This is a genomic window from Aquimarina mytili (genome assembly GCF_016735115.1).
Lineage (GTDB): Bacteria > Bacteroidota > Bacteroidia > Flavobacteriales > Flavobacteriaceae > Aquimarina > Aquimarina mytili.
The window spans coordinates 65,863-81,762 of sequence record NZ_JAERQJ010000010.1; the positions used below are offsets into that span (position 1 = coordinate 65,863).

Here is a 15,900-nt window from a genome sequence, read left to right on the forward strand (position 1 = left end):
CAAGACCAGAAAAAATAAATTTCTTCTCCTAAGCGGCCCTATACTACTACAATCACCATTTCTTGAAGGTTGTTAAAAGGAATTTATACTACGAATATTTGTGCAAGTAAATACTTGCATGTATATTTGCAAGCAATTACTTGCATAACTCTATCATTATGGAAACAAGAAGAGATGTTTTTCAAGCTATAGCAGATCCCACAAGACGAGAAATCATTAGTTTGTTAGCTAACCAAAGTATGAATCTTAATACCATTTCAGAAAACTTTGACATGAGTAGGCAGGCCGTTTCGTTGCATATAAAAATTCTTCAAGAATGTAATTTGATAGCCATAAAACAGCAAGGTAGACAAAGGATTTGTGAAGCTAAACTTGATAAACTAACCGAAGTTCATGAGTGGACAGAACAATTTAGCATCTTCTGGACCAAAAAATTACAGGCCCTGAAACAGGTTGTAGAGGCATCCCCTATACCGACTTCTGAAACCTCTAAAATTATCACTAAATCTTCACTAAAAAATAAAAAACAAAAATGAAAACCGTAGTTGTAAAAGAAACGTATGATGCCCCTATCGAAAGTATTTGGAAAGCATTAACTGATAAAGAAGAAATGAAAAAATGGTACTTTGACCTCTCAGAATTCAAACCTGAAGTTGGTTTCGAATTTCAGTTTGAAGGTCAAGGTGTAAAAGGTGAACGCTATATACACCTATGTAAAATCACTGAAGTAATTCCCCTAAAAAGACTTCAATATAGTTGGGAGTATGAGAATTTTAAAGGCTCATCATTAGTAACTTTTGACCTTAGCAAAGAAGGAAATAAAACACAATTGACATTAACCCATACCGGATTAGAAACGTTCCCTCAAGATAATCCAGATTTTGACATCAAAAACTTTGAAGGAGGATGGACAGAGCTGCTTACTAAACTATTATGCGATTATTTAACGACAAAGTAAATGGCAACAAACGATCAGATCACTACTCAGATTTTTAGAGATATCCCTTTTACATCTGATGAAACTGCATTTATCAATAGCAAATTTGAACGTAGAATTATTAAAAAAGGAGAAGTTGTATTAAGAGCAAATGATATCGTAACGCATCAATATTATGTTTCTGAAGGGTGTTTACGTACATTTTTTATTGATCCCCTTGGAAAAGAACATACACTACAATTTGCTATAAAAGATTGGTGGATTAGTGATTACACTGCTTTTTTTGAACAAAATAATGCCATTTTAACTATCGATTGTATTCAAAATGCAATTCTATACGAAGTATCCAAAACGGGTATAGATGAAATATATAATGCTATTCCAAAAGTTGAAACCTATTTCAGAAAAAAAATGGAAAAGGCCTTTGCCAGTTTTCAAAATAGAATTTTATCAAATCTGGCAAAACCAGCCAAAGAACGGTATATCGATTTTATTAGCACCTACCCTAATATCGAATCACGAATCAAAAATTATCACATTGCATCATACCTTGGCATTACTACAGAAAGCTTGAGCAGAATTCGAAAAGAATTAATCAGAACCTAATTAATTATCATACATCAATTTTTTTCAAGAAATCTTGATATACTTTTACTCCTGGTAATTAATACAGTATATTATTATGAAAAAAATAATCATTTCAATGTTTACGCTTGCTCTTTTTGCTTCTTGTGGAAACAAAAAAGAAAGCAAAGAGACTACTGAAGATACTTCTACCAAAGAAGTTACAGAAGCTCCAAAAGTAAAGAAGGTACTTTTTGTACTTACTAGTCACTCAGAATTAGGAGATACTGGTGTTAAAACCGGATTTTGGGTAGAAGAATTTGCAACACCATATTATCACTTATTAGATAAAGGAATTGATATTACTTTAGCATCTCCAAAAGGTGGGCAACCTCCTATTGACCCTAAGAGTGAATTAGCTGATTTCCAGACAGAATCAACCAAAAGGTTTGATGCTGATAAAGAAACACAAGAAAAATTAAGCAAAACCCTAAAATTAGAAACTGTAAACCAGGCGGATTATGATGCTATATTCTACCCAGGTGGTCACGGACCGTTATGGGATTTGTCTGAGGATAAAAACTCAATTGCATTGATTGAGTCTTTCTATGCCAATAATAAACCTGTAGCTGCCGTTTGTCATGCCCCAGCAGTATTTAAGAATACTAAAAATACAGATGGTACTCCTTTGGTAAAAGATAAAAAAGTAACTGGTTTTACCAATACAGAAGAAGCTGCAGTGGAGTTAACCGATGTAGTTCCTTTCTTGGTAGAAGATATGTTAAAAGAAAATGGAGGTATCTACTCCAAAGGCGATGATTGGAGTGCCTATGCCGTAGAGGATGGTTTATTAATCACAGGACAAAATCCAGCTTCAGCAGAATTGGTTGCAGAAATGCTACTTAAACAACTACACTAAAACAAACTCAACTTAGATATAGTGTATAGAAAAGCGATTTGAACTCAGGTTCAAGTCGCTTTTATTTTTACCTTCCTTTATCAATAAAATAAATGGATTAGCTTTGTAAGTATCATACAACATCTATTAAATCATATCACAATGAAATCTCTCAGTTCCATTCTATTTTTTATAATCTCTATCTATACCTACGGGCAACCCAAAACGTATTTGAGTAATACCAAAAGAGATTCTATTGACTCTAAAGTATTGGGGATAACCAAATCATACCAGGTATTTCTACCTGAATCCTATAATTATACGAGTACGACAACATATCCTGTGGTATACCTTATCGATGGAGATTACAATTTCTATTACCAAACGGGTATTATTGAATCTCTTTCTAATATTGCAGAAAAAATCCCGGAGCTTATAGTCGTTGGGATTTCGGATAACGGAAATGAAGAATATAAGAAAAACTGTACTCCAAAAACTAATAAAAACCCTGACGGTAATTCTGAAAATTTTATAAAGTATATTGAAGAAGAATTAAAACCAAAAATAGAAAAGCAATACAAAGTGTCTCCATTTCAAATTTTAGTGGGACATTCTCTTGGAGGGCTTTTTGCAACTCATGTTTTTCTGGATAATCCTACATTATTTTCAGCCTATATCGTGATTGATCCATCGTATTGGTGGAGCGACTACGAAATTATTACAAAAGCCAATAATCTTCTTAAAAATTCAAAAGAAATCAATTCGCATTTTTTTGTAACCGTTGCAAGCACTAAACAAATGGGGGTTTTTGGTTTTGTAGATGTACTCGACAAGTATTATCCCAACACAAAATATTGGGATTTTAAAAGATATGAAAATGAAAACCATGGCTCGGTTGGGTTAGTTTCTGTACGAGATGGGTTATTAAAAATATTTGAAAATTTTCAGTTATCGAAAGAACAGTTTTACCAACTCGAAACCGCGAACCAAGTTATTGATCATTTCAAAAAACAATCAAAAAAATATAATACTGAAGTTCGAATACCTCCGATGCAATTATCAAAAATCATCTATTACTATTTTAGAAAAGACAAATTTGATGAACTCAAAATATTAGAAGAAGGTATTGCTACTAATTTTTCTAGTTCTACAGATGATTATTACGCCGCCTTGGCTAAATATTTGATACAAGTCGAAAAACTGAAGGAAGCACAAGTACTACTTGAAAAATCAATTACTTCTAATCCTAATGCTTTTAAATCTTATGAAGCATTATCAAAACTATATTTTATAAAAAAAGAGTATGAAAAGGCAATGCAACTTGGCAGACAATCTGTTCAAATTGCTAAACAATTAAAAGTAAGACAATGGCAAATTAATGAGCTGGTATCTAATGTAAAAAAGATTGCATTAAAAAAATAAAAAACTCTACAAGCTCTTAATCACTTTGTAGAGTTTTCTTTTTACACTGCTTCCTCTTCTTGTTTAGATCTTGTTTTAGCAAAAGATTCGATCATATCAGGCACTTTCTCAAATAATGCTGCTAGCCCTCTTGTTTTTCCGGCTGCCAAAAATGAGATTTCGTCTCCTTTGGTTACCAAAAATCCAATAGGTTCGATCCCTACTCCTGCTCCGGCGCCAACCCCTTGGCCTTTTCTGGATTTTGATTCTGTACCTTCTCCTCCTCCAGAACCAAATCCCATACCAACTCTAATTACAGGTACACATTTAAATTCTCCTAAGTCAAAAGCATCACCAACAACAGTTTCCGTTTTCGCTTCACTTTTTATAAAATCGGTGATTTGTCCTAATAATTCTTCAAAATGTAATTCCATGATTGTGTTTTTTAAAAATTTATAAATGATTTGATTATATATATTGGTCTGTTATATATCTGTACTACCAATTGATTTCTTCCTTCATAGTTGATATTAAATCTTCCTATATACTGATTCATAAATCCAAAAAGTGGATATAACTTTGCATTCTGAATGTCATCCCCCGTATCAATATCTAAGATCATTTTCTTCACCTTAAAAGTTCGCAATGCTTTGATTATTTTTCTGAAGCTAAATCTCTTACTCTTCTTTCTTCGGGGTTTCTTCTTTGCTTTTTTTACTTCTTCTTTCTTGTTTGTCCGAGCCTGTTGAAGGTTGTCACCCTGAGCCCGTCGAAGAGTTTTTCTTAGCGGATAGAAATAAAAATTCAACAATAAGGTTTTCAGTCTTATGCGAATCAATTCGTCTTGATGTCCTTCAACAATTACCTTAGCTATACCTTGCAACCGCAACTCATATTGACCTTGAGTGGTATCGATATATACTTCAATCTTGGCAAATAACACATGTAGTATCAACAACAAAAACAAAATAAAAAACACCAAGAACCACATGATTTGATTTTTCAACGAAAGAAGCTGAAAAAGAGAAGAATAACAATGATATTCGTCATGCTACACCCTTTGATTCTGTTAAACTTTGTGAAATACATAAGGAGCAAATCATGATATTCTGATATCCAAAAAAACCATTAGTTTTGTGTATACACAGATCACAAAAACAACCGACCAACATGAAAATAATTGACTTATCAAAAACCATTCAATACAACCCTGGCGATCCTTTTTTCATGAAAGTGAAAATCAAGCACAAACCTCATCGCAAAGCAAAGTGGCTTATTCGATATTTGGGATTGCCCTTTAGATTGTTTCCGAAAGGGTTTATAGGCTGGGCCGATGATAGCATCAAAAAAATGGGGGTTCATTCTACTACACATATCGATGCTCCTTGGCACTATGGCCCCACGTGCGAAGGCAAACCTGCCAAAACTATTGATCAGGTTCCTTTGGACTGGTGTTTTGGGCAAGGCGTAGTAGTTGATATGAAACACAAGGCTGATTATGACCCGATCACAGTAGATGATATTGAAACTTTTCTAGATAAAGAAAATATTACACTAGCCCCCAATATGATTGTTCTGATAAAAACAGGAAGAGATCGACACATGGGCACCAAAGATTTTTTTCTTAAAGGAACGGGCATGAGCGCCGAGGCTACCAAATGGTTAATTGATAAAGGAATAAAAGTAATGGGGATCGATCAATGGGGTTGGGATTTACCACTTCCTTTTTTGATCAAAGAGGCCAAAAAGAATAACGATCCAGACTTGTTTTGGGAAGCCCATCTGGTAGGCGTAGATCGAGAATATTGCCATATGGAACAACTTACCAATTTAGATGCTCTACCTTATCAAGGCTTTAAGGTCGCCGCTTTTCCCATAAAAATTAAAGGCGGTTCTGCAGCTCCGGCAAGAGTTGTAGCAATATTGGACGATTAAAATGATTTAGATTCTAAAAACGCCTTAACTTCGTAAATACACTCATCATGAAAAACAATCTCGTCTTGCAAAAAACAGCGATTACCTTTAGCGTAGTTTTATATGCTATCGTGGTTCCTTATCTCGAAATTAATAACACTCATGTGTTTAATCCCGATTGGACTCCCCATGTAAGAATTCATGAAGTATGGCAACTTTTTACCAATACTAGTATAGGGGTCCTATGTCTTTGGTTGGTTTGGAAAAAAAGCGAGGTCCTTTTGAGTTCGATACTAAGTATGATTATTACGGGTAGTTTTTTGGTCGCTTTTGCATTGCAAGACACCTATGGTGGTTCTATGAAATTTCTAGACGGAAGCGAAAAAACGATACTCGGAATTAACATTGGTGTTGTTGGTTTTGGGTTAGCTTTTATTCTATTGGTTGTATCATTAATAGCACAGTTTAAAAACAATAAAAAAGCATAACAAGCAACCAAACAAAATGAAAAGATTAGCAATTCTACTATTTTTGATCCTATCCTCTTGCGTACCAAACCGTAATATTGACATTTCAAAATATCCTATTATTACTACGGTAACCGAATTGTCTGAAGTATATGATGTTTCGCTAGACTTAAGTGGGAATCACGAAAAAAGCGCTTTAACCAAATATATTGATGGTTCTTTTGAATTAGAATATGAATATGATTTGTTGGAAACAGACAAATACGATCCTTTATTTTATTCTATTACAATCACCAAAGAACGCACAGTAAGAGAGGCAATACAAACGTATCTTATAACCAAAGGCGCTACGAATTTAGTATCCAATTCATTTAGCCAGGGAACGATTACAATTGATACTCTCGAATTACCCGGAGACGAAAACTACTATGCCCTTAGAACCTTTGAAGGAGAACTCAATGGGGTTCTTTTTTCGATGAGAAAAGGCAAGTATATCTATGATCTTATAATTTCTGGTATCTATACAGAAGATCATAGTTTACTCTTTGATTTAATATTACCCGAAATTGAAAATTTAACCGACTTTAAATTAAAAAAATAGAAACGAGTAAAACTATACACCAACCCCTAAAAATAAGAAATACATCTGGCTTTTGTATGTTACTTAAGTCGTGATAAGGTGTACTTCTTGTTTTTTTCTAATAGCCCCCATTTTTGAGTAAAAAACAACAACTCGTTTTCGTTAGGATTAACTGATTTCCATGGGTTAAGAAAGGTTTTTTGATCTTCGTCAAAGGTAACAGTATCTTTATCAATGCCGCCATCTTCATCAATAGTATATTTCATAACAGCAACTGCACCTTTGGTTTTACTTCCTTTAAATTTTTTCAATTTCTTTTTTGGATCGCGATTTAGATTATCGATATGATCATTAAAAAGAAGCACTAATTTATCATTTACCATTTCGGTTAGTGTAGAGCTATAGTCTGCATAATCATTCTTAGTATATTGAATTTTTGGTATTGTTCTCGCCCATAATACTTCGCCTTCTGGTGATATATTGATAATGTATACATCATCATATCCATAGGTTACTTCACCATTATCTGTATAATCGCCAACATCATTATCCCTTACGTATTTATAGTATTCTTCAGCAATAATCATTGCACTTCCATCTTCTTTTAGAATAGTTTTGTCATAATCTGAGATATGAGACAACACACCTGTATCATCATCTTTAGAAAATTCTGATGCCTTTACCAGGGTCGTTGGACTCAAAAAACGATAGGCATTAAACGGAGTATATTTGTTAGCCACAAATTCTTGCGTTTTGGTATCAAAACGATGATAGTATGCTCCCGAAGAGAATTCTCTTACTCCAGTAGAAGCAAATCCAGTAATCACTACCTGATTGTTTTTGGCTACGTTACAATCTATATTACGTACATACCCAACTGGCACTTCTACATATTGTGTATTGACGGTAGTACCGTTATTCGTGAAACGTATAAAATCATACCCTTTGTTATCTTCTCGTGTACGGCGCCCGGCTACATATGCATTTCCATCGTTATCAATAGCATGGGTTGATAACGTATACTCTTTATCTACAAAGGGCACTTCGTGTTCTTTTTCCCATAGCTTATTAAAGGTGGTATCATACACCGCGATACCAAATTTCAGATAGCCTTTTCGGGTCCATGGCATTTCATAATACACCATAATTTTGCTTTGATCTGGGGATTGATCCATCCAAAAAGCTCCACTATTTCTTCTACCTCCTTCGGCATAAGGGATCTTAGCGATTGGCTTTTCAGATCCGATAGGCTCTAGCGTTTTAGGATCAAATTCACGCACATAATACGTATTGATATGGGTTTTATTTGTGGGATACGACGAAAACAAATACAAATGTTCTCCAATGTTTTTTAGAACATGATAACGCGTAAAATTTTTGCCCACTTTTAGCACTAGTACATTCGCGTTTGTTTTTTTAAGATTCTGATCATAGGTTACTGCGGTATAGGTTCTTTTTGGTGCCCAGCTTCCTACTGTTTTTTTGTGCACAGAAAAGTATTGATCTCCTATGGTGCCTATACTCATCGTAGTTTGTTGTTGCACTTTATCATCTATGGTAGATACCGTAAGGTTGTTTAGTTTATGTTCTTGCCCAATACAGTATACATTTAATATAATGGCAACACCAAATACAATACATTTTCTCATAAATAGCTTTCTTCTTGTTTTTGTGAACCGCCAAAGGTAAACTTTTTTATGATGATACTATTTGCCTCCAATTTAAAGTCAAATCCCTCAAATATCCCCATCATTGGGTATTGAAACCCCTATAGTATACCCATAGTTTTGAAAAAGGAAACAATAGGGGAAAGCCGAAAACCGTATAGAGTAGGCATTACTTTCTAAATTTTATATATATGAAAACTATTAGCTATCTATTTTTATTTTTAATCACAATGTTTTTTGTGGGTTGTAATCAAAACAACAAAGATTATTCTGAAGTCATCACAATGGAAAGAGCAGCCCTAGGTTCTGATTATCAAAAAGACAAAACATATGATAATGCGAGTATAGCACAACGTAAGTTTGCTTCAGAAGAAACTGCAGAGGATTGTGATGAAAGATGTAAGACTTGCAGACAACAAGCTAGAAATAGATATTCGGCTTGTCTAAGTAGTGCTTCTAATGAGACGCAAAAGTCACAATGCCGAAGTAATTATGCCAGACGTCTTCGCGAATGTAATAACTAAGCATTCATTTTTTTGAATACATAAGCTTTTTGCTCAAAGTTGTACCCTTTTGCAGGCTTGTAGAAGGGTACAACTATTATATAATACATATAACATTAACGCCTTTTACACAGAAACAAATCTGCATGTTCAAAAGATATATTTATTCTGTTTTTGAAGTGTTTTTATTTTTGAAATACACTATACAAGCTTCTGCTATTTTTGTGATAGGCAACACTTGTAATAATGATGTGAAAAGCTTGCGTATTGCATCAATCTTCTTATTTGGCATTGCCCAAAGCAAAACCAGGATAACAATAAAAAAGATCATATACATTAAGGTCTTATCCATACATCTAAAGTGTAATAATTGGCATCATAAAATAGGAGTAATGCTAAAAGAAATTGTGTACTAAAATTAATAAATACATAAGATCACCACAAGCAGAGTATATTATCTTTAGCCAAATAACCTTGTATAAGTGTACATGAATCAATTATGCAGGGTATTTGACGGATTGCTAAAATCATCATTATTACGTCAGAATTTTCTTCAAAAAGAATAATCACCTTAAGCCTCTTCTTAACATAAACCAGTATAGAACCGATGTTTTTGTTTTCGATAACATACCCTAAGTCTAGTCAAAGGTTCATCCTTAGCCCTTCCACAAGCTTATCAAATATCCCCGCCATTGGGTATTGAAACCCCTATCGAATACCTATAATTTTGAAATGGAAACAAAAGGGGATTATTAACTTCTAGGATATAGAATAAATACACACAACATGAAACGGCATTACATCACTATCCTTCTGCTCATTGGTATATGTGCAGAAGGTAAAACAACTGAACCCGAAAATGCGAAATCCAGACTCGCTATCGAACGACAATATAACAAACTCACTCAAAAGCATGATAAAATAGAGGAAGAAGAAAAAATATTTAAAGGCTTTTTACAAATAGCTCAAGCAAGAAGCGAAAAAATAAAAGGTGTTACTTTTAATAAAAATCAAATTAAAGAGAGGCTTAAAACCTTAAAAACGAATTTAATTAAGATTAAAAGTGAGCTGGAAACGGGCAAAATTAAATACGCTTCGCTAGAGCACCTTACAACCCCCTATGAAGACATCATCAATTTTATTAGAAAAGATATAAGAAGAGCCTTGTATTACAATGAATACTCTTATAACGGTAATAGTAAATCTCAATTCTCAGAATATATAGAAACCTTACCGTTAGACAAAAAGTTTGATACCAAACCTACCGTAGATTTTCTTCCGATACTAAACAAATATTGGGGTTTTAGATATCGAAATAAGATCATAGAGATGCAGGGCGAAGAAATCATCAAACTAACCTCAGAAATTGAAGCCCTTGATATTTCAAAAATTGAAGCGCTTTTTGACGAATACAAAACATTTCAATTAGAAATCGTTGATTTTATTTCTGAGGAAGTAAACGAAAAAATACAATCTTTAAAAGATGACAAAAAGAAAATTGAAAAACAAATAGCAGAGGTCGACAAATCATTAGGCGGACAGCAAGAAATAAATAATAAACTTGTTTATGCCGTGTATCTTATGATTGTTGCCCTAGTGGTATTATTTATGGGCTTGTACTTTTTTCAAATCGAAATTGCCGGCAAGATTATCGAAAAACGCTCTCTTGTCGAAGTGATTAGTATGGCTTTTATGCTTATCACTATTATCATATTAGGTACCGGAGACAGAATCGGCAACGAAACCCTGGGTACCTTATTAGGTACTATCGCCGGTTATATTTTTGGTAGAGGTGGGATATTAAAACCCAATGTAAACTAAACCGATCTATAAAAACCCGACTATAACACACATCTCCCCGTCAGTTCGAGTGGTTTTTTGGAATGAAATGGAGAAAAGGTGTACTTCGGTAAACTCAGCAGAGCTATCGAGAACCTTTTAGTAGTACCACGGATTAAAATAAACCTATCGGTTCTAAAACATCTCGATAGCTCTGCTAAGCACTTTGACAAGCTCAGTACAGGCCTGTTGAAAGTGTCACCCTGAGTTTATCGAAGTATGGTCCCTGAGCTGCGTCGAAGGGCCATACAAAAATCTTTTTAAATTTCCTTACGGTTTCCCACATCGGAGTGTTGGAAATATTGAGGTAGATTAGTGGAGGTGAAAAAGATATATAGTCGTCAACATGAATTAACATGTATCACTATTGATAAACAATGGAATAATACAAATTGAAATAAATATGGCTCAACTAAATATGAATGGCTCATACGAACTAACCAATGAAAAAGTTGATGAAGAAGTGACTAAGACCTCCGCTGGAAATTATGCACTAGGCTACGTTAAAGAAAAGACTTTCTGGGTTAAGTATGTAGGAAGAGCTGATATCGATTTAAACGATCGATTAAAAAGCTGGGTAGGAAAGTATGAGCGATTTAAATTTAGCTATGCCTCCTCTCCAAAAGCTGCATTTGAAAAAGAGTGCAATAATTATCATGACTTTGGAGGTAAAAAGTCTCTGGATAACAAAATTCACCCAGATAGGCCTGATGATTCAAATTGGAAATGTCCAGTCTGCGATATTTTCAAATAAATAATGATTGCCAACTCCCAATAGTCTGTGACTAGTGGCCACAATATCCTGTTTATCTATCATTGGACAGCTAAGCGTACAAATTTATCAAAGCATAATCATCTAGTTTACAGAAAAGGCCATACAAAAATCTTTTTAAAAATCCTTACGGTTTCCCACATCGGAGTGTTGGAAATATTGGGGTAGATTAGTGGGATATAAAAGATATATAGATACTAATGACCTATATACAAGTTGTTTCACACAATTATAAAACAAACAATGTCAGAATTAACAATTAAACTCATAATAATACTTATTCCAGGTGCAATTGCGACATTGATTTTTGGTAAACTGATTTTACATAAAGAATGGAGTAGTTTCAGGTTTGTGCTTTATTCAATATTGTTTGGAATTATTTCGTATTTATTACTTCAATTAGCAATAAACTTGATTAATATATGCGTATGTAATTATTTACCTGAATTGACAATTTGGAGCAATTTGAATAATGCTTCGTCTATCCCATATAAAGAAGTTGGATTTGCTTCAATATTTTCGATAGTAATCGCATTCATAGCATCTTTAATTGAGAACAAAAAAGTTATCAATAAAATTGCTGGATTTTTGGGGATTTCAGCTAAATATGGAGATGAAAACCTTTATTCAATGTTTTTGAATTCTAAAGAGGTTGAATTTATATACTTGAGAGATATTAAAAATCAATTGACATATCACGGATGGGTTAAATCTTTCTCAGAAACGGACAATATTTCGGAAATACGATTGTGTGATGTTGCATTGTTCAATTATTCAGACTCTGAATTTCTATATGAAGTTAAAGAAGTTTACTTGTCACTGAATAAACAAGAAATAATAATAGAATTAGCAAATTTAGAAGAAAATGGACAAGAAGAGACCGAGCAAGAGTAGCGGAAATCAGGGCGAATCGAAAAACAGTTCGAACAAACCTAAACCGACAATTTCAAGGGTAAGTACCAAACCGCCTCCATCTCCGAAAAAGAATAAATAACTGTGAGCAATATCATTGTGTTTTTATACCACACCAGAATAAAAGTAATAATCAACGAATGATTTCTAAGCGAAATAAGCTTGTAATAATTCTACAACGAAACCATAGCCGAGACCGTTTGTATGTAATTTGAATTAACTTAATAAATAAAAAATATGTTTGGAAGAAATAGATTAATTAACCTATTTAAAGAAATAAGGATACATAATTTTCTAAGCGAAAAAGAAAGAAACATAAAGAATAAAATAGGTAGATATAGTGAAATGGCTCTTGCTTCTCTTAATGTTAAAGCTGAAATTGAAAATCTTATCCGTGATGAGGATTTAAATGTTCCAAAACTTCAAAAAGAAAAAACTCAAACATCAATCACCACTGAACAAATGACTGGAATGCAATTACCTCCTGGAACGAGTTTTATAAGAGGAAGAATTTACGATGTGGAAATAGCAAATTATACAATTCCTTTTATTGGAAATGGAGAGTTCTTCAAATGTTTGCCTTCTGCAGGACAAAATTTCCGCTCAATAAGTGTTGAAAAACATCAAAACTCAATAATAATAAAGCTGACGAATTGGCTAGGTGGAATTAGTGGAAATAATGAAGCTATAGAAATGTTAAAGGCAGAATTGGTTAAACAAGTGGAAAGTATAGAAAGTGTCCTAGAACAATTAGAAAAGGATATTGATGAATATAAACCAATTTTAAAAAAAAAGATTGAGTCTGAATTAGATAAATTAATTAAACAGATAAACATAAAGAACGAGAGTAACGATAAACTAAACCCTTTTGGATAAAACTGCATACAATAATATGTAAAATGCATTGTACATTAAATGTTTGTATTAATTAAAAATCATGAAAGAAAATTCAGATAAAATCATAAGAGAATTTGAAGAAAATAAGTTTCTTTATCAAGAATTATCTGAAAAGTCTTACATTCTTTTAAATTCTTTAATTAATGATCATATAAAACCTCATCAAATTCAATTTAGAGTAAAAGATAAAAACAGTCTAGGAAAAAAATTAATTAGAAAAAACTTCAAATATTCTTCTATTAAAGAAATAACCGATATTATAGGTTTCCGAATTGTTACCTATTTTGAAGATGATATCGAATTTATAGAAAAAATTATTACCTCTGAATTTGAAATTGATATCAAAAACTCTATCGATAAAAGAAATTTAGAGGTTGATAAATTTGGATATAGAAGTGTACATTTCATAGCTTCTTTGAGTAAAGAAAGATTGAAATTAACAGAATACAAAAAATATAAAAATCTTAAATTCGAAATCCAGATTAGAAGTATATTACAACATTCATGGGCAGAAATTGAACATGATATTGGATACAAAGGAGAAAATGAAATTCCAAAATCTGCAAAAAGAACATTTTATAGAGTCGCAGCTCTTCTTGAGCAAGCTGATATGGAATTCACCAAATTACGTAAAGAAATTCAAGAACACGAAAAAAATATTAGAACAGAATTATCCAACAAAAACCTTGACTTAATAATTGACAAATCTTCTTTAATAGAGTTTGTAAAAAGTAATAAAGTTTTGAGAGAACTTGAATCAAAAGTTGAAACAGAAGTAAAAAATGTAGTATGCGGTAAATCAACTGATATGGAATTAATAGGAAGCTATCAATTGATTAAAGATTTAAGAGATTTAAATATCAATACTATTCGCGAACTTGAAGCAGCTTTAATTAAAAACGAAAAACGAATTATAAAAACTCAAGAAACCTTTGTTAAAGACCTCTATAATGATCAAGAAATTAATTATCAAGGAGATGAAATAACATTCATCAAAGGCGCACCTATATTATGGATGAGAAACTTCTTAAAAACTGATGCTAACCTCAATCGCCCAGATTTGTAACCGTGCCTAACCCCAACTACCACAACCCTAAAATTCATAATTCAAAAATTAATCCCTATATTCGCCATCGCTTAACGGCGCGCCCACCCCGATGCAATCGTCATATTGCGTTTAAATACATATATAGTTTAGTAGTTTGTAAATTTTTGTCGAAAGCTTCAGCTGCAACGGGGAAATCCTTAGCTATCTTGTCGAAACGATCAGCTGCAACGGGGAAATCCTTAGCTATCTTGTCGAAACAATCAGCTACAACGGGGAAACCCTTAGCTATCTTGTCGAAACAATCAGCTACAACGGGGAAACCCTTAGCTATCTTGTCGAAACAATCAGCTACAGCGGGGAAATCCTTAGCCATCTTGTTGAGACAATCAGCTGCAACGGGGAAACCCTTAGCTATCTTGTCGAAACGATCAGCTGCAACGGGGAAACCTCTAGCTACTTTGTCAAGAACAACAACTATTGCGTATGTGTATTTAACTTAATCATTTTACTCATAAAATTAAAACCTAAAAAAATGGCAGAACGCAATTACAGTTTTAAAGACACAGTTCTTTTAGAATGGGGAGACACTACAGTAGAACATTTAAAACTAGACATCGATCAATTTACCAACTTTGATCCAAAACTTAACAACGATTTTGTAACCCAATTAGAGCAAAAAGTAGCGCAGGGCTATAAAGAAGGTGGCGATGACCTCAACGTAGCACAGTTACAAGAAAAAACAGAGGCTGTTGAAAAGGCCATGCAAGATTGTCGCACGTATTTTAAAAAGCTTCGATATTGGGTATTAGATGCATTCCCAGGTCAAAAAGCAATACAACGTCAATTTGGTATTGGCAGATTTAAAGATGTTACCAAAAATCAGATAAAAATGATCCAGTTTATGGAGGGATTGTCTGATACGATTGCTCAGCACCTTAAGGCATTAGAAGCCACCGGTATTCCAAAAGACATCGTAAAACAATCGGTTGTATTGGCACAAGCTCTTCGCGAAACCAATAAAGAGCAAGAACAGAAAAAAGGAACACGTACGGTAGATACTGCTGAGCGCATAGAGCAGCTTAATGAGCTATATGCCATCCTTCAAAAAATCAATGCCGCAGCCGATAATGTGTTTGACGAGTTACCGGCAAAACGAGACCTGTACCGCACCCCTAGCCGATCGGGTGGTGTAACAATTGGGGATGAACAAGAAGAAGAGCTGGTATAGTCGTTTACGATAGCTCTGCTGAGCTTGCCGAAGTATACCATATTTAAATTATAAAGGAACACTAGTAGTGTTCCTTTTTTTGTGTTTGAGGTTTTCGATTCTAAAAACATCTCGATACACTGCATTGCCATGCAGCACTCCTTTAGATTTGCATTTAAATTTTTTATATTTTAAAGAACGGAAAAGGTACACTATCTATACACTCTAAGTTTTTAAACTTATACATTCGATTCAGACCTTTTCCGTTCAGTTATAAACTCAAATAGAAATTAG

The 15,900-nt window shown here is 33.6% G+C and carries 20 protein-coding genes; 15 read left to right on the top strand and 5 right to left on the bottom strand.

The window, feature by feature from the left end:
- The first annotated feature begins 158 nt into the window (after positions 1 to 158).
- The 5 genes from JJQ60_RS19000 (at position 159) to JJQ60_RS19020 (ending at position 3,821) form a co-directional block, all read left to right on the top strand.
- A complete protein-coding gene (locus JJQ60_RS19000; RefSeq protein WP_201923917.1) occupies positions 159 to 536 on the top strand; it encodes an ArsR/SmtB family transcription factor in 378 nt (125 codons plus the stop codon).
- Complete coding sequence (locus JJQ60_RS19005) at positions 533 to 958, top strand: SRPBCC family protein (RefSeq protein ID WP_201923919.1); 426 nt, start codon at positions 533 to 535, stop codon at positions 956 to 958. The genes JJQ60_RS19000 and JJQ60_RS19005 overlap by 4 nt, the downstream gene beginning before the upstream one ends.
- A complete protein-coding gene (locus tag JJQ60_RS19010; RefSeq protein ID WP_201923921.1) occupies positions 959 to 1,543 on the top strand; it encodes a Crp/Fnr family transcriptional regulator in 585 nt (194 codons plus the stop codon). It abuts the gene before it with no gap.
- A 76-nt stretch (positions 1,544 to 1,619) separates the two neighbouring features.
- Entirely contained in the window at positions 1,620 to 2,420 is an 801-nt protein-coding gene (locus JJQ60_RS19015) for a type 1 glutamine amidotransferase domain-containing protein (RefSeq protein ID WP_201923923.1), read from the top strand.
- Positions 2,421 to 2,561: 141 nt separating this feature from the next.
- On the top strand, positions 2,562 to 3,821 hold the full coding sequence (locus JJQ60_RS19020; RefSeq protein ID WP_201923925.1) for an alpha/beta hydrolase-fold protein: 1,260 nt from the start codon (positions 2,562 to 2,564) through the stop codon (positions 3,819 to 3,821).
- A 41-nt stretch (positions 3,822 to 3,862) separates the two neighbouring features.
- Here the strand turns inward: JJQ60_RS19020 and JJQ60_RS19025 are convergent, their stop codons facing one another.
- A complete protein-coding gene (locus JJQ60_RS19025) occupies positions 3,863 to 4,234 on the bottom strand; it encodes a GerW family sporulation protein (RefSeq protein ID WP_201923926.1) in 372 nt (123 codons plus the stop codon).
- 11 nt (positions 4,235 to 4,245) lie between these two features.
- The gene (locus JJQ60_RS19030) at positions 4,246 to 4,806 is read right to left on the bottom strand and encodes a hypothetical protein (protein WP_201923928.1); all 561 of its coding nucleotides are present in this window, start codon (positions 4,804 to 4,806) and stop codon (positions 4,246 to 4,248) included.
- A 164-nt stretch (positions 4,807 to 4,970) separates the two neighbouring features.
- Between JJQ60_RS19030 and JJQ60_RS19035 the strand changes: the two genes are divergently transcribed.
- The 3 genes from JJQ60_RS19035 to JJQ60_RS19045 are packed head-to-tail and all read left to right on the top strand — an operon-like array spanning position 4,971 to position 6,782.
- On the top strand, positions 4,971 to 5,735 hold the full coding sequence (locus JJQ60_RS19035; protein ID WP_201923930.1) for a cyclase family protein: 765 nt from the start codon (positions 4,971 to 4,973) through the stop codon (positions 5,733 to 5,735).
- A gap of 47 nt (positions 5,736 to 5,782) precedes the next feature.
- Complete coding sequence (locus JJQ60_RS19040; RefSeq protein WP_201923932.1) at positions 5,783 to 6,202, top strand: hypothetical protein; 420 nt, start codon at positions 5,783 to 5,785, stop codon at positions 6,200 to 6,202.
- Between the two features lie 16 nt (positions 6,203 to 6,218).
- A complete protein-coding gene (locus tag JJQ60_RS19045) occupies positions 6,219 to 6,782 on the top strand; it encodes a hypothetical protein (RefSeq protein WP_201923934.1) in 564 nt (187 codons plus the stop codon).
- 59 nt (positions 6,783 to 6,841) lie between these two features.
- Here JJQ60_RS19045 and JJQ60_RS19050 read toward each other — a convergent pair whose 3' ends face one another.
- Positions 6,842 to 8,410 carry a hypothetical protein gene (locus tag JJQ60_RS19050; RefSeq protein WP_201923936.1) on the bottom strand — a complete coding sequence of 523 codons (1,569 nt, stop codon included), beginning with the start codon at positions 8,408 to 8,410 and terminating at the stop codon, positions 6,842 to 6,844.
- 209 nt (positions 8,411 to 8,619) lie between these two features.
- Here JJQ60_RS19050 and JJQ60_RS19055 point away from each other — a divergent pair, with 209 nt between their 5' ends.
- Entirely contained in the window at positions 8,620 to 8,952 is a 333-nt protein-coding gene (locus JJQ60_RS19055; protein WP_201923938.1) for a hypothetical protein, read from the top strand.
- A gap of 142 nt (positions 8,953 to 9,094) precedes the next feature.
- On the opposite strand, the gene JJQ60_RS19060 is transcribed toward JJQ60_RS19055, so the two are convergent.
- Positions 9,095 to 9,283, bottom strand: a complete 189-nt coding sequence (locus JJQ60_RS19060) for a hypothetical protein (RefSeq protein ID WP_201923940.1) — start codon at positions 9,281 to 9,283, stop codon at positions 9,095 to 9,097.
- Positions 9,284 to 9,717: 434 nt separating this feature from the next.
- Between JJQ60_RS19060 and JJQ60_RS19065 the strand changes: the two genes are divergently transcribed.
- The 5 genes from JJQ60_RS19065 (at position 9,718) to JJQ60_RS19085 (ending at position 14,417) form a co-directional block, all read left to right on the top strand.
- Positions 9,718 to 10,752: a coiled-coil domain-containing protein gene (locus tag JJQ60_RS19065; protein WP_201923942.1), complete on the top strand. Its 1,035-nt coding sequence runs from the start codon at positions 9,718 to 9,720 to the stop codon at positions 10,750 to 10,752.
- A gap of 421 nt (positions 10,753 to 11,173) precedes the next feature.
- Positions 11,174 to 11,524: a hypothetical protein gene (locus JJQ60_RS19070; protein WP_201923944.1), complete on the top strand. Its 351-nt coding sequence runs from the start codon at positions 11,174 to 11,176 to the stop codon at positions 11,522 to 11,524.
- A 261-nt stretch (positions 11,525 to 11,785) separates the two neighbouring features.
- Positions 11,786 to 12,436, top strand: coding sequence for a hypothetical protein (locus JJQ60_RS19075; RefSeq protein WP_201923945.1), 651 nt, complete (start codon positions 11,786 to 11,788; stop codon positions 12,434 to 12,436).
- Positions 12,437 to 12,691: 255 nt separating this feature from the next.
- Positions 12,692 to 13,330 carry a hypothetical protein gene (locus JJQ60_RS19080; protein ID WP_201923947.1) on the top strand — a complete coding sequence of 213 codons (639 nt, stop codon included), beginning with the start codon at positions 12,692 to 12,694 and terminating at the stop codon, positions 13,328 to 13,330.
- Between the two features lie 61 nt (positions 13,331 to 13,391).
- Positions 13,392 to 14,417 (top strand): GTP pyrophosphokinase, encoded by a 1,026-nt coding sequence (locus JJQ60_RS19085; RefSeq protein WP_201923949.1) that lies wholly within the window; start codon positions 13,392 to 13,394, stop codon positions 14,415 to 14,417.
- A gap of 100 nt (positions 14,418 to 14,517) precedes the next feature.
- Here the strand turns inward: JJQ60_RS19085 and JJQ60_RS19090 are convergent, their stop codons facing one another.
- On the bottom strand, positions 14,518 to 14,772 hold the full coding sequence (locus JJQ60_RS19090; protein ID WP_201923951.1) for a hypothetical protein: 255 nt from the start codon (positions 14,770 to 14,772) through the stop codon (positions 14,518 to 14,520).
- Positions 14,773 to 14,931: 159 nt separating this feature from the next.
- Between JJQ60_RS19090 and JJQ60_RS19095 the strand changes: the two genes are divergently transcribed.
- Positions 14,932 to 15,627, top strand: coding sequence for a hypothetical protein (locus tag JJQ60_RS19095; protein ID WP_201923953.1), 696 nt, complete (start codon positions 14,932 to 14,934; stop codon positions 15,625 to 15,627).
- Positions 15,628 to 15,900 lie beyond the last annotated feature (273 nt).